Source organism: Parendozoicomonas verongulae (assembly GCF_009711465.1).
Classification (GTDB): Bacteria; Pseudomonadota; Gammaproteobacteria; order Pseudomonadales; family Endozoicomonadaceae; genus Sansalvadorimonas; species Sansalvadorimonas verongulae.
Map to the genome: position 1 here is coordinate 16,808 of NZ_SMME01000844.1, position 25,247 is coordinate 42,054.

Annotated in this window: 20 protein-coding genes; 12 read left to right on the forward strand and 8 right to left on the reverse strand. The window is 52.1% G+C overall.

Translation table 11 applies throughout. The features are described 5' to 3' along the window. Positions 1–37: 37 nt before the first annotated feature. From E1189_RS13750 to E1189_RS13780, 7 genes are all read right to left on the reverse strand, one after another. Positions 38–1,558 carry a glutathione ABC transporter substrate-binding protein gene (locus E1189_RS13750; RefSeq protein WP_155160900.1) on the reverse strand — a complete coding sequence of 507 codons (1,521 nt, stop codon included), beginning with the start codon at positions 1,556–1,558 and terminating at the stop codon, positions 38–40. A gap of 465 nt (positions 1,559–2,023) precedes the next feature. Beyond that, complete coding sequence (locus E1189_RS13755) at positions 2,024–2,989, reverse strand: ABC transporter ATP-binding protein (protein ID WP_155160901.1); 966 nt, start codon at positions 2,987–2,989, stop codon at positions 2,024–2,026. A gap of 3 nt (positions 2,990–2,992) precedes the next feature. Further along, positions 2,993–4,030 carry an ABC transporter ATP-binding protein gene (locus tag E1189_RS13760; protein ID WP_155160902.1) on the reverse strand — a complete coding sequence of 346 codons (1,038 nt, stop codon included), beginning with the start codon at positions 4,028–4,030 and terminating at the stop codon, positions 2,993–2,995. Positions 4,031–4,049: 19 nt separating this feature from the next. Then, a complete protein-coding gene (locus E1189_RS13765) occupies positions 4,050–4,973 on the reverse strand; it encodes an ABC transporter permease (RefSeq protein WP_230460396.1) in 924 nt (307 codons plus the stop codon). Between the two features lie 15 nt (positions 4,974–4,988). Then, complete coding sequence (nikB, locus tag E1189_RS13770) at positions 4,989–5,915, reverse strand: nickel ABC transporter permease (RefSeq protein WP_155160903.1); 927 nt, start codon at positions 5,913–5,915, stop codon at positions 4,989–4,991. 70 nt (positions 5,916–5,985) lie between these two features. Next, positions 5,986–7,500, reverse strand: a complete 1,515-nt coding sequence (locus E1189_RS13775; protein WP_155160904.1) for a glutathione ABC transporter substrate-binding protein — start codon at positions 7,498–7,500, stop codon at positions 5,986–5,988. 505 nt (positions 7,501–8,005) lie between these two features. Continuing rightward, positions 8,006–9,526: a glutathione ABC transporter substrate-binding protein gene (locus tag E1189_RS13780; RefSeq protein ID WP_155160905.1), complete on the reverse strand. Its 1,521-nt coding sequence runs from the start codon at positions 9,524–9,526 to the stop codon at positions 8,006–8,008. Between the two features lie 470 nt (positions 9,527–9,996). Here E1189_RS13780 and serC point away from each other — a divergent pair, with 470 nt between their 5' ends. From serC to E1189_RS13835, 11 genes are all read left to right on the forward strand, one after another. After that, positions 9,997–11,082, forward strand: coding sequence for a 3-phosphoserine/phosphohydroxythreonine transaminase (serC, locus tag E1189_RS13785; RefSeq protein WP_155160906.1), 1,086 nt, complete (start codon positions 9,997–9,999; stop codon positions 11,080–11,082). Positions 11,083–11,103: 21 nt separating this feature from the next. Next, a complete protein-coding gene (gene pheA, locus E1189_RS13790; protein ID WP_155160907.1) occupies positions 11,104–12,210 on the forward strand; it encodes a prephenate dehydratase in 1,107 nt (368 codons plus the stop codon). Next, positions 12,211–13,371, forward strand: a complete 1,161-nt coding sequence (gene hisC, locus E1189_RS13795) for a histidinol-phosphate transaminase (protein WP_408014738.1) — start codon at positions 12,211–12,213, stop codon at positions 13,369–13,371. It abuts the gene before it with no gap. Then, the gene (locus tag E1189_RS13800; RefSeq protein WP_155160908.1) at positions 13,368–15,617 is read left to right on the forward strand and encodes a bifunctional prephenate dehydrogenase/3-phosphoshikimate 1-carboxyvinyltransferase; all 2,250 of its coding nucleotides are present in this window, start codon (positions 13,368–13,370) and stop codon (positions 15,615–15,617) included. Before hisC ends, E1189_RS13800 begins: the two co-directional genes overlap by 4 nt. Continuing rightward, positions 15,601–16,335: a (d)CMP kinase gene (gene cmk / locus E1189_RS13805; RefSeq protein ID WP_329602039.1), complete on the forward strand. Its 735-nt coding sequence runs from the start codon at positions 15,601–15,603 to the stop codon at positions 16,333–16,335. Before E1189_RS13800 ends, cmk begins: the two co-directional genes overlap by 17 nt. Positions 16,336–16,603: 268 nt before the next feature. Then, positions 16,604–18,283, forward strand: coding sequence for a 30S ribosomal protein S1 (rpsA, locus tag E1189_RS13810; protein ID WP_155160909.1), 1,680 nt, complete (start codon positions 16,604–16,606; stop codon positions 18,281–18,283). Positions 18,284–18,624: 341 nt separating this feature from the next. Further along, positions 18,625–18,936: an integration host factor subunit beta gene (locus tag E1189_RS13815; RefSeq protein ID WP_155160910.1), complete on the forward strand. Its 312-nt coding sequence runs from the start codon at positions 18,625–18,627 to the stop codon at positions 18,934–18,936. A 140-nt stretch (positions 18,937–19,076) separates the two neighbouring features. Further along, positions 19,077–19,316 (forward strand): LapA family protein, encoded by a 240-nt coding sequence (locus E1189_RS26265; protein ID WP_408014739.1) that lies wholly within the window; start codon positions 19,077–19,079, stop codon positions 19,314–19,316. Beyond that, on the forward strand, positions 19,317–20,492 hold the full coding sequence (gene lapB, locus E1189_RS13825; RefSeq protein ID WP_155160912.1) for a lipopolysaccharide assembly protein LapB: 1,176 nt from the start codon (positions 19,317–19,319) through the stop codon (positions 20,490–20,492). It begins immediately after the preceding gene. A gap of 94 nt (positions 20,493–20,586) precedes the next feature. Then, positions 20,587–21,279 (forward strand): orotidine-5'-phosphate decarboxylase, encoded by a 693-nt coding sequence (gene pyrF, locus E1189_RS13830; RefSeq protein WP_155160913.1) that lies wholly within the window; start codon positions 20,587–20,589, stop codon positions 21,277–21,279. An 18-nt stretch (positions 21,280–21,297) separates the two neighbouring features. Next, positions 21,298–21,789, forward strand: a complete 492-nt coding sequence (locus E1189_RS13835; protein WP_155160914.1) for a transcription termination/antitermination NusG family protein — start codon at positions 21,298–21,300, stop codon at positions 21,787–21,789. A 56-nt stretch (positions 21,790–21,845) separates the two neighbouring features. On the opposite strand, the gene uvrB is transcribed toward E1189_RS13835, so the two are convergent. Further along, positions 21,846–23,870: an excinuclease ABC subunit UvrB gene (gene uvrB / locus E1189_RS13840; protein WP_155160915.1), complete on the reverse strand. Its 2,025-nt coding sequence runs from the start codon at positions 23,868–23,870 to the stop codon at positions 21,846–21,848. Positions 23,871–23,950: 80 nt separating this feature from the next. On the opposite strand from uvrB, the gene E1189_RS13845 reads away from it, so the two are divergent. Continuing rightward, on the forward strand, positions 23,951–25,132 hold the full coding sequence (locus E1189_RS13845) for a pyridoxal phosphate-dependent aminotransferase (protein WP_329602041.1): 1,182 nt from the start codon (positions 23,951–23,953) through the stop codon (positions 25,130–25,132). The last annotated feature ends 115 nt before the right edge of the window (positions 25,133–25,247 follow it).

Genomic DNA, 25,247 nt, shown 5'->3' on the forward strand with positions numbered 1-25,247 from the left:
CTGCTGCTCTATAGAACAGCAGAGCCGGACGTAGGGATTAGCCTTCTACAAAGTACACACCTTTCAGTTTGTGATGACCCGCCGGGGATAGCTTGAAGCCGCCGATGTTGTCCTTCATGCCAACATTCTGGAACTGGCTGTAAAGGGACACGGTTGGTACTTCTTCCTGCAGCAGGTCTTGCAGTTCTCTGTAAGCCATACGACGCTGTTCTGCTGTAGTAGAAGTGCGGCCCAGTTCAAGCAGATCGTCAACACGTGGATTGGAGTAGAAAGAACGGTTCCCTGCACCACCGTGTGTTTCGGAGTTGAACAGGGCATACAGGCCGTAGTCTGCATCACCGGTTACAGTGGTCCAGCCCAGAATAAAGGTGTCGTGATCGCCACGGGAGGTGCCGTCCAGGAACGCGCCCCATTCCACCACTTCGATAGACATGTTGATGCCGATCTCACGCAGCTGCGCCTGCAGGATCTGGGCGATCTGTACACGGACAGGGTTGTCGTTGGTCCAGATGGTGGTTTGGATTGGGCTGGTGTGACCGGCCTCTGCCATCAGTTGTTTGGCTTTCTCGATGTTTTGCTGATACAGCTTTGCATCAGGGTTGTAGCCAAAGACTTTAGGTCCAATGGGGGAATTGGAAGGGCGACCAGCGCCCATAACCACAGCCTGAATGATGTCGTCTGAGTTGATGGCATAGGCCACTGCCTGACGCACTTTCACGTTATCGAACGGAGCTTTGTTCACGTTCATACCGTAGTAGGCGGTGGCCAGTGCCTCATCTTCAATCAGCGTCAGGCCGGTTTTGCTGCGTACGGTGTCTTTGTCGATAGGCTCGATATCGTAGGAGATATCCACCTCACCAGTTTCCAGAGCGATGGCGCGGTTGGTGCCTTCAACAATGTTGCGGAAGGTGACGTTCTCGATGGCCTGTTTGCCGTCGTAGAAATCACCGAAGGCCCGCAGGTTGATACGGTCGCCCGCTGCCCAGTCAACAAATTTGTAAGGGCCGGTGCCGATAGGGTTCTGGCCATAGTCGCTGCCGCCTGCGGTCACAGCCTTCTCATTTAAAATGGAAGAGGCGGTGTGGGTGAGGTGGTACAGCAGTGGGCCGAATGGGTCGGCAGTGACGATGCGGACGTTGTAATCATCCAAAACTTCTACGCTTTCGATAGCGTTAGTGATGTGCGCCACGGTTGGGGAGGCGATCATGCGCTCGAAGGAGAATTTAACGTCAGATGCCTTCAGTTCTTCGCCGTTGTGGAACTTCACCCCTTCGCGAAGTTTGAAGTCGGTGGTGCGCTCATCAACGATGGTCCAGGACTCTGCCAGGCCGGGAACGATGTTCATGTTCTCGTCGGTTTCAACCAGCTGGCTGTAGATTTGCGCAGCAACGCGAGAGGAGGGCTGGTCGTTGGTTGTGTGTGGGTCGAGAGTTTTGGCGTCAGAGCCCTGGGCAATAATCAGGGAGTCCGTCGCATCGGCACTTTGTTCAGGGCCACCACAGGCTGCCAGGGCAATTGCCATTACGCCTGTTGCGGCGGCTTTAGTCACGGTTTTCATTGTTATTCCTCGTGAGTGAGAGGGTATGCCTCGGTGTTGAATGTACACAACGGGAGGTACTTATCGAATTGCGGAAAATACGCATAGAAATCAGTAAGTTAAACTTTGTTTTTTCTGTGTAGGAATTCGTGTTTTTTGTGTTTTTTATATGTCTTTTTTTTGAGAAGTGTTTGTTTATTTTTGTTCAGGAATTGGTGGTTATTTTAATTGGGTGTAAATAGATGTAATTAGTAAAAACATAATGTTGTGATTTGCTTTTAATTTTCAGGAAATGTTGGTGGGAATGTAATTTTTCTGTTTTTGGTAGTACTTCTCTTGAGTGGATGTGTTTTTTGTGAGTTTTTGGTTTGATATTGGTTTTTTATGAAGTGCATGGAAATAAACTGCTGTGGCACATGAAATGCAGATAAACAAAAGCCCCGAATGTTCGGGGCTTTTGTTGAGCTTAAAACTCAATCAAACACATCAGTGCCTGGTAGAGTCTTCAACCAGCAGACAAGATACAAAGTGCCCTTCATCAATCTCTGTCAGAGACAGTTCATGGTTGGAGCAACCTTCCGTCGCAAACCGGCAACGCTTGGCAAAACGGCAGCCTGGCTTTGGATTGATAGGGGAGGTGATTTCCCCTTCCAGTTTCTCCCGGTTCATCAGCTGATCCAGGTTGGTGCTTGGAATCGCAGACAGCAGTGCCTTGGTGTAAGGGTGTGTTGGATTCTTGAACAGTTTGTTGGCAGGTGCTTTTTCTACCAGCTGCCCCAGATACATGACCGCGATTTCATCGGAGAAGTGTTTAACCACCGAGAGATCGTGGGTGATGAAGATATAGGTCAGGCCGAGTTTGTCCTGCAGGTCCTGCATCAGGTTCAGTACCTGCGCCTGGATGGATACATCCAGAGCGGATACCGGTTCGTCGCAGATAATGAACTTGGGGTTCAGGGCCAGTGCGCGGGCGATACCGATACGCTGACGACGGCCGCCGTCCAGTTCGTGAGGGTAGGTGTTGACCAGACGCTCACTCAGACCTACGAGGTCCATCAGTTCACGAACGCGTTCCGCCAGTTCTTGCTTGCTTTTGACCATTTTGTGAATGATCAGCGGCTCACCGATGATTTCACTGGCGGTCATCCGTGGGTTCAGGGAGGCAAACGGATCCTGGAAGATGATTTGCATATCTTCACGGAGTTTGCGCATCTGCTTCTTATCGAACTCACGGATGTTTTTGCCTTCGAACAGAATGTCGCCGTCGGTGGCTTCCAGCAGGCGCAGGATAACCCGACCGGTGGTGGACTTACCGCAACCGGATTCTCCTACGATGCCGAGAGTATGACCCTTTTCGATTTTGAAGGTGACGTCATCAACCGCGTGCAGCAGACCTTTTGGGGTTTGAAAGTGCTTTTTGAGGTTGCGTACTTCAAGAATGGTATCTGTCATGGCTTAGGCTCCTGCAACCATTTTCAGTTCTTGCACGTCGTCCTGCCTCTCATCAAGTGCAGCGGGAAGAGAGTTCAGGCAGCGGGACATGTGACCAGATTCAGTGATCACAGGCTCTGGCTTCACCTTCGCACAGATGGCAGTAGCATCCGGGCAGCGAGGGTGGAAGCGGCAGCCGGATGGCAGGTTTGTGGGGTCAGGCATCAGGCCCTTGATAGGGTTGAGGCGGTCCTCGTCACTGTCAAGGTTCGGGATGGAGCCAAACAGACCCTTGGTGTAAGGGTGCTGGGTGTTTTCGTAGACATCGCGGATGGCACCGCTTTCTACGATTTCACCGGCGTACATAATCGCCACCTTGTCACAGACCTGTGCCACAACGCCGAGGTCGTGGGTGATCATGATCATGGCGGTGTTGTACTTGTCCTTCAGCTCCTTCATCAGGTCGAGAACCTGAGCCTGAATGGTTACGTCCAATGCGGTTGTCGGTTCGTCAGCAATCAGCAGGTTGGGGTTACAGGCCAGTGCAATGGCGATAACCACACGCTGCTTCATGCCACCGGAGAACTGGTGGGGGAAGTCACCGGCACGGGCGCCGGGAATACCCACCAGCTCCAGCATTTCCTTAGACTTTTCTACAGACTCCGCTTTGGTCACGTCCTGGTGGATCATAATCACTTCGGAAATCTGGTCGCCCACGGTCATAACCGGGTTCAGAGAGGTCATGGGGTCCTGGAAGATCATGGAGATCTTGTTACCACGGATGCCACGCATCTCGTCTTCGGTGGCCTGCATCAGATCCTGACCTTCGTACATCACCTTGCCGCTCACAACCCGACCCGGAGGGTTCGGTACCAGGCGCATCAGGCCCAGTGCAGTCGTGGTTTTGCCAGCGCCGGTTTCACCGATCAGGCCGAGGGTTTCACCCTTTTTCAGGCTGAGGCTCAGGCCGCTTACGGCTTTGGTCACTTCACCGTCGGCTTCATAGACAATGTTCAGGTCTTCTACGGTTAACAGATTATCTGTGTCGTGTGTCTTATTCATGGTCGTCATCCTTAACTGATTAGTGCTTCAGACGTGGGTCGAGAGCATCACGCAGGCCATCACCCAGCAGGTTCAGGGCCAGAATGGTGATCATGATGGCCAGACCCGGGAAGGTGGTTACGTGCCATGCATGACGGAGGTATTGACGACCACCGGCCAGCATTGCGCCCCACTCAGGCTCTGGAGGCTGGATACCCAGACCGATAAAGCTCAGGCCTGCAGTAGCCAGAATCGCACCAGCTACACCCAGTGCGCCCTGAACGATAACAGGAGCCAGAGAGTTAGGGATGATGTGACGCAGGATGATACGGAAGTCGCTGGCCCCGATGGCGCGAGCTGCTTCGATAAATTCCTGATCCCGGATAGACAGCACCGATGCGCGAACCACACGGGCATAGCTGGGGATAGAGGAAATCGAGATGGCAAACATCAGGTTAATAAGGTTTGCCCCGAGCGCGGATACGATAGCAATCGCCAGCAGGATGCTGGGAACAGCCAGGAACACGTCCATCACACGCATGATCACGTTATCCAGCTTGCCGCCATAGTAGCCAGCTACTGCACCCAGAGAACCACCAAGTACGATGGAGATGCTCACGGACAATACACCCACCAGCAAGGAGACACGGGAGCCGTGAATCATACGGGCGAATATATCCCGGCCAAACTCATCAGTACCCAGCCAGTACTGGGCACTGGGGCCCTGCAGGCGGTCACCCAGATTCTGGGCGATAACAACGGTCTCGTAGTCGGCGATAAAGTCAGCAAAAACCGCTGCGAACACTACGACAGTCAGGATAGCCAGACCACACAGGGCCATCTTATCCCGCTTCAGACGGTGCCAGACTTCAGCCCATTGACTACGTTTTTTCGGTGCAGCGCGTACGGCTGAGACTTCAGTTTCAGATGTCTGAGCCTTATCAAGAGTCATTTCATTAGACATATTCTTATCACCCCTTTATGCGTACTGAGACTTGATACGGGGATCGACAAAACCGTAGAGGATGTCGACAGACAGGTTCACCAGACTGAAGGTGGTGGCCAGGAACACAACCGTTGCCAGAACGGTTGGGCTGTCCTTCTGACGAATCGCGTCCACCATCATGCGGCCAACGCCGGGCCAGGAGTACACAGTCTCGGTCAGTACCGCGCCGCCCAGCAGGTAGCCGAACTGCAGACCAACGACGGTGATAACCGGAATCAGTGCGTTCTTGAGGGCGTGCTTGTTGATCACCACGTTCTCGGCAACACCTTTAGCTCGTGCTGTGCGGATGTAATCCTGACGAATCACTTCCAGCATGGAGGAACGGGTCATACGGGTGATGATGGCGGCAGAGCCTGTGCCCAGTGTCAGAGCCGGGAGGATCAGTGAGCTCCAGCCCATGAAGCCACCGGAAGGCAACCAGCCCAGCGTTACGGAGAACACCAGTATCAACATCAAGCCCAGCCAGAAGTTCGGCATGGACACACCGAGCAGGGCCATGATCATGGAGCTGCTGTCGATCCAGGAGTACTGACGGGTCGCAGAGAGGATGCCCACCGGTACACCGATCACGATGGCGATAATGGTACCCAGTGCTGCCAGAATCAGGGTGTTGGGGAAGCGGTCGAAGATCTCGGTAGCCACTTCACGGCCGGTGGTATAAGAACGACCCATGTCGCCTGTTACCGCGTTACCAACAAAGTTGGCATAACGCATAATAAATGGATCGTTAAGCCCCATCTCTTCCCGCAGAGCTTCAACAGCGGGAGCCGGAGCGTTTTCCCCGAGGATCAGCTGGGCTGGATCACCGGGGGTGAAGGACATGATGGCGAATACCAGCAGAGAAACACCTAACAGTACCGGTACAAGCAATATCAATCTTTTGAATATAAATTTATGCATGATAAACCTGAGTGGATAGCCTGAGGAGGTGGCCCTCTCCACCCATCACTGAGCAAAGAGGGCGTAAAAGTTAACCTTCGACGAACTCAACGCCTCTCAACTTGTGGTGACCCGTTGGAGAGAGTTTGAAGTTGGTGATGTTGTCCTGCATACCCGCGTTCTGGAAAGAGTTGTACAGGGTGATAGTGGGTACTTCTTCCTGAATCAGCGCCTGCAGCTCGCTGTAGGCCGCGTGACGAACGTCTGGATCAGTAGAGGTACGGCCCTGGTTCAGCAGCTCATCAACACGGGGGTTGCTGTAGAAGGAACGGTTACCTGCGCCACCGTGGGTGTCGGAGCTGAACAGGGCATACATGCCGTAGTCAGCGTCGCCGGTTACAGTGGTCCAGCTCAGGATGTAGGTGTCGTGATCGCCACGGCCGGTGCCATCCAGGAACGCGCCCCATTCAACCACTTCGATAGACATGTTGATGCCGATCTCACGCAGTTGCGCCTGCAGGATCTGGGCGATCTGTACACGGACAGGGTTGTCGTTGGTCCAGATGCTGGTGTTGATCGGGCTGGTGTAACCGGCCTCTGCCATCAGCTGCCTGGCTTTCTCCAGGTTCTGAGCATACTGCTTGGCATCAGGGTTGTAGCCAAAGACCTTAGGGCCGATTGGAGAGTTGGATGGACGACCAGCACCCAGGATAACCGCATCAATGATGTCCTGGGAGTTAATGGCGTAGGCAACCGCCTGACGTACGCGCTGATCGTTGAACGGTGCCTTGTTGACGTTCATGCCGAAGTAGCCGTTGGACAGAGCTTCATCTTCCAGTAGACGCAGGCCATCTTTGGTGGCGATGTTTTGCTTGTCGATGGGCTCGATATCGTAGGAGATATCCACTTCGCCGGTTTCCAGTGCGATGGCACGGTTGGTGCCTTCAACAATGTTGCGGAACACAACATTTTCGATGGACTGTTTACCATCGTAGTAATCACCAAAGGCGGTCAGGTTAATACGATCACCTGCAGCCCAGTCGGTGAACTTGTAGGGGCCAGTGCCAATAGGGTTCTGACCATAGTTCGCACCGGCTTCCAGTACGGCCTTTTCATTCAGGATGGAAGAGGCGGTGTGGGTGAGGTGGTGCAGCAGTGGGCCGAAAGGCTCTTTGGTGGTGATACGAACGTTGTAGTCGTCCAGCACTTCTATGGTGTCAATGGCGTTGGTGATGTGTGCCACGGTTGGAGAGGCGATCATGCGCTCCAGAGTGAATTTCACATCAGAGGCTTTGAGCTCTTCGCCGTTGTGGAACTTCACGCCTTGGCGCAGTTTGAAGTCGGTGGTTTTCTCATCAACGATAGTCCAGGAGGCGGCAAGGCCGGGAACAATATTCATGTCCTCATCGGCTTCAACCAGCTGGCTGTAGATCTGTGCTGCAACCCGGGAGGAGGCGTTGTCGTTGGTTGTGTGTGGGTCCAGAGTCTTGGCATCAGAGTTCTGTGCCACAACAAGGGTATTAGTATCTTGTTCTGGTGTACCCGAGCAGGCGCTTAAAGCAATGGCCATAACACTGGTCATGGCAATCTTAGTCACGGTTTTCATTTTTATGCCTCGTGAGTGAGAGGGGATAGCTCGGTAGTGAATGTATGCTACGGCTGGCTCTTACTGTATTGCGGAAAATACTCATATAAATCAGCGGGTTATAAAGTGCTCACTGTGCGTATGGAAGTGTGTTGTTTTTGTTTGTAGTGTGTCTATTTGTAGGAAAATGTGTGCATGCATCTGGCTTAGGGAGTGTCAGTTTGTTTAGGGATACGTCAACAAAAATGCTTTATGAAAGGTATATGTAATGAATTGGTATTGGATGCCGGGTTATCGTTTGCAGTTGGTAAATATTTGATTCTCACTGTTGAGAGGGTTGCAGAAAAACCTTTTCTGTGGATTTCTGCCTAAAAAACGATCTCTTTGCCAATATGGCTTGCATGAACTTTGATCAGGCACTCTGTGCTTAACAAGAATAACTGGATACTCTGTGTTCAAATTAACAAAAGCCCCGAAGGTTTTCGGGGCTTTGTGGGGTTTAACAAGCTTTGCAAACGCTTAAAGATTAACCTTCTACGAAATACACACCCTTCAGTTTATGGTGACCAGCAGGAGCCAGCTGGAAGCCACCAATGTTGTCTTTCATGCCCACGTTATGGAACTGGCTATACAGGGATACGGTAGGAACCTCTTCCTGCAGCAGGGCCTGCAGCTCACTGTAGGCTGCCAGACGTTGCTCGCTGTCGGTAGACGTGCGGCCCAGCTCCAGCAGCTTATCAACGTGGGGGTTGCTGTAAAAGGAGCGGTTACCTGCGCCACCGTGGGTATCAGAGTGGAACAGGGCGTACAGACCGTAGTCTGCATCACCCGTTACAGTTACCCAGCCAAACATAAAGGTGTCGTGGTCGCCACGGGAGATACCGTCCAGGAATGCTCCCCATTCGAGCACTTCAATAGACATATTGATGCCGATCTCACGCAGCTGCGCCTGCATGATCTGGGCAATCTGAATACGTCCGGGGTTGTCGTTGGTCCAGATGGTGGTATTGATAGGTGTCGCTACACCAGATTCAGCCATTAACTGCTTCGCCTTCTCAATGTTCTGCTTATACAGCTTCGCATCGGGGCTGTAGCCGAACACTTTAGGGCCAATGGGGGAGTTGGATGCCCGGCCAGCACCCATGGCTACAGCATCAATGATGTCGTCGGTGTTGATGGCATAGGCAACCGCCTGACGCACCTTGAGGTTGTCGAACGGAGCCTTGGTGACGTTGATGCCGTAATAAGAGGTGGATAGCGCCTCTTCTTCAATCAGCTTCAGGCCCGCCTTGTTGGCGATATTGTCCTTGTCGATGGGAGAAATATCGTAGGAGATATCCACTTCACCGGTTTCCAGGGCAATAGCACGGTTGGTGCCTTCGACAATGTTGCGGAAGGTGACGTTCTCGATGACCTGTTTGCCTTCATAGAAGTCACCAAAGGCGCGCAGGTTGATGCGATCGCCAGCGGCCCAGTCAATAAACTTGTAAGGGCCTGTGCCAACAGGGTTTTGCCCGTAATCGCTGCCGAACTCCGTTACCGCCTTTTCACTCAGGATGGACGACGCTGTATGTGTCAGGTGGTAAAGCAGTGGTGCGAAGGGAGCCTTGGTGGTTATGCGGATGGTGTATTCATCCAGAATTTCAACCGTATCAATGGCATTGGTGATGTGGGCCACGGTTGGGGAGGCGATCATGCGGTCGAAGGTGAACTTGACATCAGATGCCTTCATTTCCTCACCGTTATGGAACATGACCCCTTCACGGAGTTTGAAGTCGGTGGTGAGTGCATCAACGTTCGTCCAGGACTCTGCCAGCCCCGGAATGATGTTCATATCCTGGTCAGTTTCAACCAGTTGGTTATAGATTTGTGCAGCGATACGGGAAGAGGGCTGGTCGTTGGTGCGGTGAGGATCAAGGGTTTTGGCGTCGGCACCTTGGGCGACCACCAGAGAGTCTTTGACGCCGGTGTTTTGTTCCGGGCCACCACAGGCAGCCAGTGCGAGAGCCATTGCGCCGGTTGCGGCGACTTTTATCACGGTTTTCATTGTTATGCCTCGTGAGTGAGAGGGAAGGTCTCGCCTATGAATGTATTGTGCGGCTTGTCTCAGTGATATTGCGGAGAATACATATGTGAGTTGGCGAGTTATAAGTTGATCAGCGCGCCCGGCAAAGTGTGAGCAGCATGTGAATGGTGTGTCTGTATGCAGGGAAGGCTGAGTGAGTTTACGGTGGGCTTTGGGTTAGTGCTTTAAGCAGAATGAAAGCAAAACCATTGCTATGAAAGAGGTGTATAAGTGCTGTCTTTTGAGGTTCAGTCTATTTATCAGAAAAGGTAATTTTTTGCCAATTTCTCCCGAGGCGCTTGCAGAAAAGCATTTTTTATGAATTTTTGCTTAAAAAATGCCCTTTTGAGCGTACATGGGTCGTATCCCCCCCTTATGGTTTTCGCTACAATCGATCTGTCACCGCAGGTGGTGGGGCGCAATAACGAATGAAAAGGTGGTGCCACTCTAACATGGCTAGAGCACATAATTTTTGCGCAGGGCCAGCTGCTCTGCCTCAGGCTGTTCTCGAACAGGCGCAAGCAGACTTGCTGGACTGGCAGGGAATGGGTACATCTGTGATGGAAATCAGCCATCGCAGCCCTGAGTTTATGGCTGTTGCTGTAGCAGCAGAGCAGGACTTGCGGGATTTGCTGTCTATCCCCGATAACTATCGGGTGCTGTTTATGCAGGGCGGTGCCACCGCCCAGTTTGCCATGGTGCCCCTGAACCTGATTGGCACTAACGGCCGGGCCGACTATATCAATACCGGACACTGGTCTACCAAGGCAATAAAGGAAGGTCATCGCTTTGGTCATGTGAATGTGGCTGCCAGCAGTGAAGACAGCCTGTTCATGACCGTTCCAGACCGTGCCACCTGGAACCTCGACCCAGAAGCCTCCTACGTCCACTACACCCCCAATGAAACTATTGGTGGTCTGGAGTTTGATGCCATTCCCGAGGTTGGCAATGTGCCCCTGGTGGCGGATATGTCCTCCAATATTCTTTCCCGTCCGCTGGATGTGAGCCGGTTTGGTCTGATCTATGCCGGTGCCCAGAAAAACATTGGCCCTGCAGGCCTCACCCTTGTGATTGTTCGTGATGATCTTCTAGGTCAGGCCGTTGATGCCTGCCCAACCCTGATGAACTATCAGAATGTTGCGGATAACGATTCCATGCTGAATACGCCGCCTACCTTTGGCATTTATCTGGCCGGGCTGGTGTTCAAATGGCTGAAACAGCAGGGCGGCCTGAAGGCCATGGAAACGATCAATCTGCGCAAAGCCAGCAAGCTGTATGGGGCGATTGACAACAGTGACCTCTACAGTAACCCGGTAGATGTTCGTTACCGTTCCATTATGAATGTACCTTTCCGTTTAGCGGACGACGCTCTGAATGCCGAGTTCCTCAAACAGGCAAAAGCCAATGAGTTGTTGAATTTGAAGGGCCACCGGGTTGTGGGTGGTATGCGGGCCAGTATTTACAATGCGGTTCAGGAAGAATCTGTGGATGCGCTGATCAGCTTTATGGCGGATTTCGAACAGCAGCATGCAAAATGAAGTGATGGGGTGTCGCGAACCATGAGTACACAGGATAAGGATCAGGGAAACCCCCTCGACGGGTTGCGCCAACGCATCGATCAGCTGGATACCTCGATTCTGCAGTTGATCAGTGAGCGGGCCAGCGTGGCTCAGAAGGTTGCAGAAGTGAAGCAGGCTGCCGAAGGTGGTGGCGCATTGTTTTATCGCCCTGAGCGCGAGGCTCAGGTGCTGCGAGCCATTATGGAAAAAAATAACGGGCCACTGGATGATGAAGAAATGGCCCGGCTGTTTAGGGAAATTATGTCGGCCTGTCTCGCCATTGAGCAGCCAGTGCGGGTGGCCTACCTCGGGCCTGAAGGCACCTTTACCCAGCAGGCGGCGCTCAAGCACTTTGGTCACTCTGCCGTGAGTGTACCTATGAGCGCTATTGATGAAGTCTTTCGGGAAGTGGAAGCGGGTGCGGTGAATTATGGTGTGGTACCCGTTGAGAACTCGTCAGAAGGAGTGGTCAACCACACGCTGGATACTTTTGTGAATTCCTCTTTGAATATTTGCGGGGAAGTGGTACTGCGTATCCATCATCACCTGCTGTGTGGCGAAAATACCCGTAAAGACAAAATTACCCGGGTGTATTCCCATGCCCAGTCACTGGCCCAGTGTCGTAAGTGGCTGGATGCACACCTTCCCATGGTGGAGAAGGTGGCGGTGAGCAGTAACGCAGAAGCTGCCCGGCGTGTTCGGGGCGAGTGGAACTCTGCGGCTATTGCCGGTGATATGGCTGCAGACCTTTATGATCTGGAAATAGTGGCGGAGAAAATCGAAGACGAGCCGGATAACTCTACCCGTTTTCTGATTATCGGTAACCAGAAAGTGCCGGCGAGTGGTGCAGATAAAACGTCGGTTGTTGTTTCTATGCGCAACAAACCCGGCAGTCTTCATCGACTGCTGGCACCGTTCCACTGTCATGATATTGATCTCACCCGTATCGAAACCCGCCCGGCCCGCAGCGGAACCTGGAACTATGTGTTCTTTATTGACTTCTCCGGCCATCAGGATGACCCCAGGGTAAGGTATGTGCTTCGGGAAGTGGAAGATTTAGCAGCAGAGTTAAAGGTGTTAGGCTCTTACCCCAAAGGTGTGCTGTAAGTGCCCGAGCAGAATGAGAAGAAGGAGTGGGCAGAAATGGCATGTGACTTTATTAAAAAGGCTGTAGATGGTGTGCAAACCCTGCAGCCTTATCAGCCCGGCAAGCCTGTGTCGGAACTGGCAAGAGAGCTGGGGCTGGATGAAAAGAATATTGTAAAGCTGGCAAGTAATGAAAACCCACTGGGGCCTTCGCCGGTTGTGCTCAAGGCGATTGATAAAGAGCTGGCTGAGCTGACCCGTTATCCCGATGGCAGCGGTTATAGCCTCAAGCAGGCACTTGCTGAAAAACTGAGTGTGAACGTTGAGGCGATTACTCTCGGTAATGGCTCCAACGATGTTTTGGATTTGATTGTACGTGGCTGGATCAACCCCGGTGATGAGGTGGTGTTCTCGGAGCATGCCTTTGCGGTGTACCCCATCGCGACACTGGCTTCCAGTGGCAAGCCAGTCAAAGTTCCTGCCAAAGACTATGGCCACGATCTGGATGCCATGGCTGCGGCTGTGACAGACAGAACCCGTATCATTTTCATTGCCAACCCTAATAACCCCACAGGCACCTGGCTGGGGCGTGAAGCGGTAGACAGTTTCCTCAAGAAAGTACCCGACGATGTGCTGGTGGTGCTTGATGAAGCCTATTGCGAATATATTGAAGAGCCGGACTATCCTGATGGTCTTGAGTATCTCAGTCAGTACCCGAATGTGATCATAACCCGTACCTTCTCCAAGATTTATGGCCTGGCCAGCCTGCGGGTGGGGTACAGCGTTTCCAGCCCGGCTATTGCGGATATCTTGAATCGTGTACGACACCCGTTCAATGTAAACAGCATTGCGCTGGCAGCGGCTGAAGCGGCGCTGGGTGATGAGGATTACATTGAGCGCAGCCGCACTGTGAACCGTGAAGGTATGGCACAGATTGAAGCGGGGCTGACCAGGCTGAATCTTCGCTTTATTCCTTCTCTTGGCAACTTTATTACCTTTGATACCGGAATGAGCGGGGAAGCTGTGGATAAAGCGCTGCTGAAACGGGGTGTGATTATCCGTCCGATTACAGGATATGGCCTGCCTGACCATCTTCGTGTTTCTATTGGCACCAAAGAAGAAAATCAGACGTTTCTCGATGCGCTGCCTGATGCTCTTGCAGAAGCGGGCTGTGCAACATGAGTGGTGTAAAAAAACTCGACAGTTGTCGTGTTCTCATTGTTGGGCTGGGGTTGATTGGTGGCTCTCTGGCTGCTGCCCTGAAAGCCCGTAATGGTTGCCGCGAAGTGCTGGCCTGGGATCGCGACCCGCAGTCCCTGATTCTTGCCAGAGAGCGGGATGTGATTGACCGGGCTGCCTGCTCCCTTGAAGACGGTGTGGCTGATGCAGACATTGTGGTGCTGGCGGTGCCGGTACTGGCTATGTCGGCCATGGTGCGGGACGTTGCCCGGTTAGATCTTGCCGGAAAGGTGGTCACCGACGTAGGCAGTTGCAAGAGCGATGTCGTTGAAGTAGCCAGAGAGTGTCTCGGAGATAGCCTCTCCGGATTTGTTCCCGGTCACCCCATTGCCGGTTCCGAAAAAAGCGGTATCACTGCTGCGAAAGCGGATTTGTACGAAGCTCACAAGGTGATTGTTACGCCGCTTCCGGAAAATACTCTTGCTGCGTCCCAGTTGGTAAGAAGCCTCTGGGAGGGGGTGGGCGCACTGGTATTGGAAATGGACGTTGAGCACCACGATCAGGTGTTGGCCCGCACCAGTCACCTTCCCCATCTCCTTGCCTTTTCTCTCGTGGATACTCTGGCCGGTGATCGCGACAGTCAGGATATTTTCCGCTATGCTGCCGGCGGATTTCGGGACTTTACCCGGATCGCGGCCAGCGATCCTACGATGTGGCACGATGTTTTTGTGGCCAATCGTAATGCTTTGCTTGAAGCTCTGGATGAATTCTCTGAGGGCCTGCAGCAGATGTATGCAGCCGTGGAGCAGGGCGACAGTCGGGCGATGACGGGCATTATTACCCGTGCCAAATCAGCCCGTGAACATTTTACCCGCATGCTGGAAAGCCAGTCTTATCTGAAAGCTATGAGTCATCAGTCTTCCCATACTTTTCTTGCCCGCTCCGGCGGCACAGCTACGGGTACGCTGCGAGTACCCGGCGATAAATCCATTTCCCACCGTTCCATTATGCTGGGTGCTCTGGCGGATGGTGTCACAGAAGTGACAGGCTTTCTGGAAGGTGAGGATGCCCTGGCTACCTTACAGGCTTTCCGGGATATGGGGGTTGTGATTGAAGGCCCCCACGATGGCCGTGTCACCATTTATGGTGTGGGTCTGAATGGTCTGCAACAGCCTCCCGGCCCGCTGTATCTCGGTAATGCCGGTACAGCCATGCGCCTGATGGCAGGTTTGATGGCCGCGCAGAAGTTTGATGTGACTTTGACCGGTGATGAGTCCCTCTCCAACCGCCCCATGAACCGCGTTGTAAAACCCCTGCTGGATATGGGTGCTGACATTGAAACCTCCGAAGGAGGCAAGCCGCCGCTGGTGATTCGTGGTGGACGTTCACTGTCTGGTGTTGATTACAATATGCCTATGGCTTCGGCTCAGGTAAAATCCTGCCTGCTTTTGGCGGGGTTGTATGCAGAGGGGGAAACCGCTGTGGTTGAACCGGGCGTTACTCGTGATCACACCGAGCGGATGCTGACAGGTCTGGGGTATCCAGTAAAAACAGACGGTAACCGGGTGTCTGTGCAGGGCGGTGGTACACTCACCAGTGCCAGCCTGATTGAGGTGCCTGCGGATATTTCCTCTGCAGCTTTCTTCCTGGTGGCGGCATCTATCGCAAAGGATGCCGAACTGCTGCTGACCCATGTGGGTATTAACCCGACTCGTACCGGCGTTCTCGATATTCTCCGCCTTATGGGGGCGAACATTACCCTTGAAAATGAGCGGGAAGTGGGTGGTGAGCCTGTGGCGGATATCAGAGTAAAATCTGCCCAGCTGAAAGGCATAGAGATTCCTGAAGACCTGGTGCCCCTCGCAATTGATGAGTTTCCGGTTCTGTTTGTCGCAGCCTCCTGTGCTGAGGGCGAAACTGTACTCAAAGGTGCAGAAGAGCTGCGGGTGAAAGAGAGTGACCGTATTCAGTCCATGGCCGATGGTTTGAACGCTCTGGGTGTGGATGCCGTGGCTCTGCCCGATGGTATGAAAATCCCCGGCTGTGCTGCTGGAGCGCAAGACGTATTTGCCGGTGGTGTGGTTCACAGTCATGGCGACCATCGTATTGCTATGGCCTTTGCGGTGGCATCCCTGCGTGCCCGCGATGAAATCCGTATTCTGGATTGTGCGAATGTCGCAACATCCTTCCCTAATTTTATTGATCTGGCCCATTCTGTCGGGCTGAATCTGAGTGAAACGGAAAGCTAGAAAGATTGTGATTGAGAATACTATCCCGGTTGTAACCATTGATGGTCCGGGCGGTTCCGGCAAAGGAACAATAGCAGGCCTGCTGGCTCGGGAATTGGGCTGGCACCTGCTGGACAGCGGCGCGCTGTATCGCCTGACGGCTCTGGCCGCCATGAACCACGGTGTTGCCCTTGATGATGAAGCCTCTCTGGACGTGCTGGCTGCCCATCTGGATGTGCAGTTTATTGCCGCGGAAACCGACGGCGATGAGTCCGGCATTATTCTGGAAGGCGAGCATGTAGAGGCGGCGATTCGTCAGGAAGACGTAGGTATCAGCGCTTCCCGTATTGCAGCCCTGCCTGCTGTGCGTGATGCACTGATGTCCCGTCAGCGTGCATTTGCCGAAGCTCCCGGGCTGGTGGCAGATGGTCGTGACATGGGTACGGTGGTATTTGCCGATGCGCCTGTGAAAATCTACCTGACAGCGGGCGCAGAAGAGCGGGCAAAACGTCGGTACTTTCAGTTGAAGGCAAAGGGGCAGTTGCAAGCCAAGGGAGCGGATGTTAGCATCGAGCGCCTTTTGGCAGATATCCGTGCTCGCGATGAGCGAGACATGAGTCGTGCCGTTGCCCCATTGAAGCCTGCTGATGATGCAATTGTGCTGGACAGCACTAAACTAACCATTCAGGAAGTGCTGGGGCAGGTGATGGATGTTATGCGTGAGCGTGGCATCATCTAAAGGCCTTATGTAAAGAATGCCGCAGCTTTCTGCTTTTTAGCAGGGGGCTGCAAATGAGAAATAGCTCTCTGGTTTTCCCTTGTGGTGCACTGGAGGGGTGTTTAGGTGGTCAGTAGCTTTTTAAGCCAGCAGCGGGTTACTGATCAGTATATTGTTTGACCACACAGGCTGGTGGTGTGGAGCAAATTACGGCACTACTTTCACCTTTGTGATCCTCCAGCAGGAGGATGGCGCAGGTGCTCTTTTGTCGTATTTAACAGGATTTATAATGACTGACAGCTTTGCCGAACTCTTTGAAGAGAGTCTGAAAGAAATTGAAATGAAACCAGGTTCCATCATTGATGGTATCGTGGTTGATATCGACGGTGACTGGGTTATCGTTCACGCTGGCCTGAAATCTGAAGGTGTTATCCCTGCAGATCAGTTCCGTGACGAAAGCGGCGAGATCACCATTCAGATTGGCGACACTGTACAGGTTGCTCTGGATGCAGTAGAAGATGGCTTCGGTGAAACCAAGCTGTCCCGTGAAAAGGCCAAGCGCGCCGAGTCCTGGAAAGGTCTGGAAGCTGCCTTCGCATCCGAAGAAATCGTTAAGGGTGTTATCAGTGGTAAGGTTAAGGGTGGTTTCACCGTTGACGTTAACACTATCCGTGCGTTCCTGCCTGGTTCTCTGGTTGACGTTCGTCCAGTACGCGACACCGCGCACCTGGAAGGCAAAGAGCTGGACTTCAAGGTTATCAAGCTGGATCAGAAGCGTAACAACGTTGTTGTTTCCCGTCGTGCCGTTCTGGAAGCTGAAAACTCCGCTGAGCGTGAGCAGCTGCTGGAATCCCTGCAGGAAGGTTTGGAAGTTAAGGGTATCGTTAAGAACCTGACCGACTACGGCGCGTTCGTAGATCTGGGCGGTGTTGACGGCCTGCTGCACATCACCGATATGGCCTGGAAGCGCATCAAGCATCCTAGCGAAATCGTTAACGTTGGTGACGAAATCAACGTTAAGGTTCTGAAGTTTGACCGTGAGCGTAACCGTGTATCCCTGGGTCTGAAGCAACTGGGTGAAGATCCATGGGTTGCTATCAAGGCACGCTTCCCAGAAGGTTCCAAGGTCACTGGCCACGTAACCAACCTGACTGACTACGGCTGCTTCGTTGAGCTGGAAGAAGGTGTTGAAGGTCTGGTACACGTTTCCGAAATGGACTGGACCAACAAGAACATTCATCCATCCAAGGTTGTTAACCAGGGTGATGAAGTTGAAGTTATGGTTCTGGATATCGACGAAGAGCGTCGTCGTATTTCTCTGGGTGTTAAGCAGTGCAAGCAAAACCCATGGGAAGAGTTTGCTACTCAGAGCAACAAGAACGACGTTCTGAAGGGTACTATCAAGTCCATCACTGACTTCGGTATCTTCATCGGTCTGCCTGGCGGCATCGACGGTCTGGTTCACCTGTCCGACATCAGCTGGAATGAGCCTGGCGAAGAAGCTGTACGCAACTTCAAGAAGGGTGACGAAGTTGAAGCTGTTATTCTGTCCATTGATGCAGAGCGTGAGCGCATCTCCCTGGGCATCAAGCAGCTGCAAAACGATCCTTTCGCCAACTACGTTGACGCAAACCAGAAAGGTACCATCGTTAAGGGTGTTATCAAGGAAGTCACCGCTAAGGCTGCTACCGTGACTCTGGCCGACGAAGTTGAAGGTACTCTGAAAGCTTCTGAAGTCAGCCGTGACCGCGTTGAAGATGCAACCACTCTGCTGAAAGCTGGCGAAGAGCTGGAAGCTAAGATCGTAAGCGTTGATCGTAAGAACCGCGTTATCAGCCTGTCTATCAAAGCGAAGGACGAAGCTGACGAGAAAGTTGCTATGAAAGAACTGCGCACTAAGCAGGACGTTGAAGTTGGTGGTCCTACCACCATCGGCGACCTGATCAAGGCGCAGATGGAAGGCAAGTAATATTGCTTTCTCACCACCTGTGTAAGCGGGTGGTGTTCTGAAAAACCGCAGACGCAAAGCCGTAAGGTAGAGCCTCTGCGGTTTTTTTATGGCTCGCGTTTGTCTGTGTTTTTCTCAATACTTTCAAAGGATTGCTTAGGACTCTTGTCCTTGCGGCGCTTGATTCCTGTGGCAGGATTAGCTAATTTGGAGCAGCTGTGTATGAATTCGTTTTACAGGCTGATTATCAAAACCCTTTAGTGGAAAGTTGTCGAGAATAATAAAGTCTGTATCAGTTATGCAGCATTGGGGAGATATTTAAAAAGGATGCTTTTTCTGTGCAGACAGAAGGGGGATAAGCGATGACCCGGTCAGAATTGATTGAGCGAATGGCAGAAAGGCAAGGCCAGCTCGTTGTTAAAGATGTTGAGCTTGCTGTGAAAGTGATTATTGATGAATTGTCCGGGGCGCTAGCCTCTGGAAATCGTGTCGAGATCAGAGGTTTTGGCAGCTTTTCTCTGCACTTTCGAGCTCCACGGGTTGGACGCAACCCAAAAACTGGTGATGCCGTTGACCTTTCGGGCAAACATGTTCCCCACTTCAAGCCTGGTAAAGAGCTGAAGGAGAGGGTGAATGATTCATTGCTGGCAGAGATGCGACTGCGGAATCGTTGATTTACACTCGTGTCGGGCAGCTATAAAGGCTGGCCTCTCTAATTTGGCTGACTTTCATGTTGATCAGGCTTCAAAAGTTTCTCCGTTTCTTGGGATATTTGCTGGCTTCCGGTTTTTTTCTCGTTGTTTTTGCTGGTCTGATGCTGGCTAATAACGAGAGTCTTGTTATCGGTTTCTGGAACTGGACAACTCCTCCCCTGTCAGTGTCTTTTATTCTGTTTCTTGCCTTTTTTCTTGGCTGTGCTTTGGGTGTAGTGCTGAGTATTTTCTATATATTTCGCTTGACTTTGAAAAATCAGAGTTTACAGCGCAAGCTGAAACGCCGAGATGCAGAGCTTCAAAAACTGAGAGTGAACTCGCTGCGGGGGCTATCATCCTGAATGCCTGATTTTGCTCTACTTCTCCTGATTATTATTGCGCTGGGTATTGGGTATCTCTCAGGACGCAGGGATAAACGTCGCCGTCGAATTGCTGAAAGCACAGATACCCTGAGCAGCGAGTATTTCGTTGGTCTGAACTACCTCCTTAATGAGCAGACGGATGAAGCCATTGAGAGTTTTATCCGGGCCCTGGAAGTGAATGGCGATACGGTTGAAACTTTTGTGGTTCTGGGGCGACTGTTTCGACAGCGGGGTGAATTGGATAAAGCCATTCAGGCACATCAGGATTTACTGGCTCGTCCGAGCCTGACTCGCGAACAGATGCTCGACGTTCAACTGGAGCTGGCCAAAGATTATATGATGGCGGGCTTGTTTGATCGTGCCGAAGCTCTGCTTAAGGATATTGTACGACAGAGTTGGCGTGGCTGGCGGGAAAGCTTCAATACTCTGTTGTCTATCTATGAAAAAGAGAAAGAGTGGAAGCGGGCGATTGAACTTGTCGGACAGTTACGGGGACAGGTAGCCGATAGTTATGCCTTGCGGCTTTCGCATTATTATTGTGAGCGTGCTGAGATGGCTATGGGGCAGTCCGATGTGCTGGTCGCGCGAAAATATCTGAGGCAGGCCAGTAGCTGCTATCGTTCCAATGCCCGTGTTTCTCTACTCTCCGGGCGTCTGGAAATGGCGGCTGGTAATTATCGTGATGCTGTACGTGCTTTTGAAAAAATTGCTGAGCAGGATAAAAACTATATTTCCGAAAGTATCCCTCTGCTGGAAGAAGCCTATTCCCATCTTCGCTCTCTTCGCGGTTTAAGCGCTTACCTTGGCCGTTGCTTGAAGGAGATGCCGTCCTCTGCCGTGGTGATGGCTTCTGCCCGAATGGTGGCCATGCAGCAGGGAGATAAAGAAGCAGGCCGATTTGTGGCGGAACAGATTGTTAGGCGCCCCTCCCTAAAAGGTTTGAATGCGCTGATTGACCTTCATTTACAAATGTCGGAAGGGCGGGCGAAACAGAACCTGTCGATGCTGCGAGGTCTCACAGGGCGACTGGAACGTTCCAAGCCCGTGTATCGCTGTGGCCAATGTGGTTTTGAAGGGAAAGAACTGCATTGGAGTTGCCCGAAGTGCCATGAGTGGAGCACGATCAAACCTATTATGGGGCTTGAGGGAGAGTAGTCCTTTCGTAAGTCAGACGAAGTTGTATTTCTGATTGTAATCATTAGAATCGTCGCGCCCCTACAGATCTCTTTACATTAAAAAGGAAAATGTCATGACCTGTACAAGCCCACTTGTTATTGCTCTTGATTATCCCTTTGCAGATCAAGCTCTGGCTATGGCTGACAGGCTCGCCCCTGAATTGTGTCGGGTAAAAGTTGGAAAGGAATTATTTACCTCTGCTGGGCCTGCTGTTGTCGAAGCCCTGCAAAAGAAGGGTTTTGATGTTTTTCTTGATCTCAAGTTTCACGATATTCCCAATACCACCAGTAAGGCTGTAAAAGCTGCAGCGGATTTAGGTGTATGGATGGTGAATGTTCATGCATCTGGTGGTCGTCGTATGATGGAAGCTTGCCGGGAAGTGCTGGATCAAGCCAGTCATCAGCCGCTGTTGATTGCAGTGACTGTGCTCACAAGTATGGCTCCTGAAGATATGGCTGAGTTAGGGCTCTCTTCTCCAGAGCTACAGGCTTTGAGCCTCGCAAACCTGGCTCACAAGAGTGGTATGGATGGCGTTGTCTGTTCTGCTCAGGAGGCAAACCTGCTTAAGCGTGAAATTGGGCAGGAGTTTGTATTGGTAACACCAGGTATCCGCCCGGCAGGGGACGATAAAGGTGACCAGCGACGTATTGTAACGCCAGCGCAAGCCATGCAGAATGGTAGTGATTATCTGGTAGTGGGGCGTCCTGTCACCCAATCCGATAATCCGAGTTTGAAACTACAAGATATAATAACAGCTTTATGTTAGTGCTGTTGGTGGAGACTTATGGAAGAGTGGTTTGTGGTGAAAACCAAGCCTCGACAAGAACAGCGAGCTGTTGAAAATCTTGAGAATCAAGGCTTTGCAGCCTATTGTCCGGTGATGCTGCATAAACGCAAGCAGCCAGGAAGACGTGAAAGCTGTAAGCTTGGGGCTCTGTTTCCCGGCTATATATTCCTTCTTGATGAAAGTCATGTAGGTGGTGTGCGCTGGGATAAGGTGCGTTCGACCCGTGGGGTAACCGGGTTTATCCGGTTTGGCACTATGTATGCGCGGGTATCTGATGAGCTGGTTGAAGGCTTTCGGGACAATGAAAAAGTGGGCAGTGTGGAAGAGCTCTTTAAGGCTGGTCAGCCTGTTGTGTTTACCGAAGGGGCCTATAAAAACTTGCCGGCCGTTTATTTGTCCAGTCGTGGGGAAGACCGCTGTATGGTCTTGCTGAGTATTTTGAATAGCCAGCGCGAGGTGGAAGCCAGGCTGTTGGATATCACGGCATAAGTGGTCTGATTTTCAGGTTGGGTTAGCCAGCAAGTGGTATAACCCAACCGTCCAGCCTATAAGCTTTTGAGCTCCTCCCTTAGCTTTGTGATCTCATCCCGTGCCTGAGCGGCTTCTTCAAATTCCAGATTCCGTGCATGGGTATGCATCTTCTCTTCCAGTGATTTGATGAGTTTGGCAATGTCCTGAGGTGTGTGGTGTGCGTTTTTCTGGGTGCTGTATGCCGCTTTCTTCTCAGCAACCTTCTGCCGCTGTCGTCCACGACCGCCGGGCACAGCCCCTTCCATAATATCTATAACGTTTTTGCGTACGCTTTTTGGAGTGATGTTGTGCGTCTCGTTGAACTCTTGCTGCTTCTTGCGGCGCCGTTCTGTTTCATCGATGGCACGCTGCATGGAGCCGGTGATATTGTCGCCATAGAGAATGGCTTTGCCATTCAGATTGCGAGCCGCACGACCAATGGTCTGGATCAGTGAGCGATCACTGCGCAGGAAGCCTTCCTTGTCGGCATCAAGGATGGCGACCAGTGAAACCTCCGGCATATCCAGACCTTCCCGCAGTAAGTTAATGCCTACCAGTACATCGAAAGCCCCCAGGCGAAGATCACGAATAATCTCCACACGCTCTACTGTGTCGATATCGGAGTGAAGGTAACGAACCCTGACACCATTCTCACCCAAGTATTCGGTCAGGTCTTCTGACATACGTTTGGTCAGAGTGGTCACAAGAACACGGTCGCCACGGCGGGTGCGATCCTGAATCTCGCCGAGCAGGTCATCGACCTGAGTAGTCGCTGGGCGTACCTCGATTTCAGGATCAACCAGCCCGGTTGGGCGAACCACCTGTTCGACGACATGGTCCTGGTTCTCTTTCTCGTAGTTACCGGGTGTCGCTGAAATAAAAATGGTTTGTGGTCGTTTACTTTCCCACTCTTCAAACATCATGGGGCGGTTATCCAGTGCTGATGGCAGGCGGAAACCGAAGTTCACCAGTGTCTCTTTTCGGGAGCGGTCGCCTTTGTACATAGCACCGATTTGGGGAACGGTGACGTGTGATTCATCAATAAGAAGCAGAGCGTCGTCTGGCAGGTAATCAAACAAGGTGGGAGGTGGTTCACCCGGTTTGCCGCCCGACAGGTAACGGGAGTAGTTTTCGATGCCTGTGCAGTAACCCAGCTCCAGCATCATTTCAACATCAAAGCGTGTGCGCTGTTCAAGACGCTGAGCCTCTACCAGTTTATTATTGTCTCGCAGAAACTTCAGTCGCTCTTCCAGCTCCACCTTGATCGCTTCAACGGCATCAAGAATGGTTTGCCGTGGTGTCACGTAATGAGATTTAGGGTAAACAGTTACGCGAGGCACTTTGCGCAGCACTTCACCGGTGAGTGGATCGAACCAGCTGATGTTTTCCAGCTCGTCATCGAAGAGCTCCAGGCGAATGGCTTCTTTCTCGGATTCAGCGGGGAATACATCAATAACATCGCCACGTACGCGGTAGGTGGCGCGTTTTAATTCCATGTCGTTGCGCGTGTATTGAAGCTCCGCCAGTTTGCGCAGTACGGCTCGCTGGTCAATGCGGTCGCCGCGATCCAGGTGCATCATCATTTCCAGATAAGACTTCGGATCTCCCAGACCATAAATAGCAGAGACTGTGGCGATGATGATGGCGTCTTTCCGCTCTAGCAGGGCCTTGGTTGCCGAGAGGCGCATCTGTTCAATGTGCTCATTGATGGATGCATCTTTCTCAATAAATGTATCGGAAGCGGGCACGTAAGCTTCCGGCTGGTAGTAGTCGTAGTAAGAAACAAAATACTCAACCGCGTTGTTCGGGAAGAACTCTTTGAATTCCCCATAAAGCTGGGCGGCCAACGTTTTGTTGGGCGCCATAATCATGGTAGGGCGCTGCAGCTCGGCAATGACATGAGCTGAGGTAAAGGTTTTACCGGAGCCGGTCACCCCCAGCAGGGTCTGGCAGGCCAGTCCGCTTTTGGCGCCCATAACCAGCTGTTTGATGGCTGTGGGCTGATCGCCTGCGGGTTGAAAGGGGGAAATCACCTTCAGAGGTGGTGAGTTCTGAATCATCGGGTTCCTGCTGTCATCGTGGTGGGTTATGATGACAGCAGTTTGCATGGGGTGGCGTGGGAAATAAAGAGGAGAGAGATGTGGATCAGCGACTTTCCCGTAGAGTACAGGCCGTAAAGCCTTCTCCTACATTAGCCGTGACGAATCGAGCCGCAGAGCTGCGAGCGTCCGGAAAAGATATTATCGGGCTGGGGGCTGGGGAGCCTGATTTTGATACTCCCGAACATATTAAAAAAGCCGGCATAAAAGCCATTGACAATGGTCAGACAAAATACACAGCGGTTGATGGAACACCTTCCCTGAAAAAAGCCATTATTGATAAGTTCCAACGGGACAATGGTCTGACTTACACGGCTTCCCAGATTCTTGTGTCCGCCGGAGGAAAGCACAGCTTCTTTAATCTCTCTCTTGCCCTTCTGGATGAAGGGGATGAAGTGATAATCCCTGCACCTTATTGGGTGTCTTACCCGGATATGGTGCGCATTGCGGAAGGTGTGCCGGTGATAGTGGAGGCAGGCGCAGATCAGAATTTTAAAATGACTGCCGGCCAGCTGCGTGCAGCGATAACCGATAAAACCCGCCTTGTGGTCATTAACAGTCCTTCCAATCCAACCGGTACAGCCTATTCCCGCGACGAGCTGAAGGCTCTGGGTGAGGTATTGTTGGAGCATCCTGATGTGCTGGTTGCCACGGATGATATGTACGAACACACTCTTTGGGATGAGGGGAGTTTCGTGAATATCCTGAATGTGTGCCCTGAACTCTATGAACACACCATTGTGATGAATGGTGTCTCCAAGGCGTACTCCATGACCGGCTGGCGAATTGGTTATATCGGCGGGCCTGAATGGCTGGTGAAAAATATGAAGAAGATTCAGTCCCAGAGTACATCCAACCCCTGTTCTATTGCACAGGCGGCTGCGGAAGAAGCACTGGCAGGTCCTCAGGAATGTGTACGTGAGATGGTTGTGGAATTTAAAAAACGCCATGATTATGTGCTCAATCGCCTGAATACGCTGCCGGGAGTGAAGGCTTTACCTGCAGATGGCACCTTCTATAGCTTCCCTGATTTCAGTGAAGCGATTGCGGACGCAGGGTATAAGACGGATGTTGACTATGCAGAGGCTGTTCTGGAGGCGGGGGTGGCCCTGGTGCCGGGTTCGGCTTTTGGTGCGCCAGGACATATGCGTCTCTCTTTTGCCACGAGCATGGAGAATCTGAACAAGGCTCTGGATCGTCTGGAGGCTTTTCTTGCGAAATAGCCTTAAAAAACAGGGTTCTTTTCAATCTGGTGGTTGACCGGGGAGTGCGTGGTCAGTAGACTGCATCACGCACATGCAAGACAGATCCCCGATAGCTCAGTTGGTAGAGCAAATG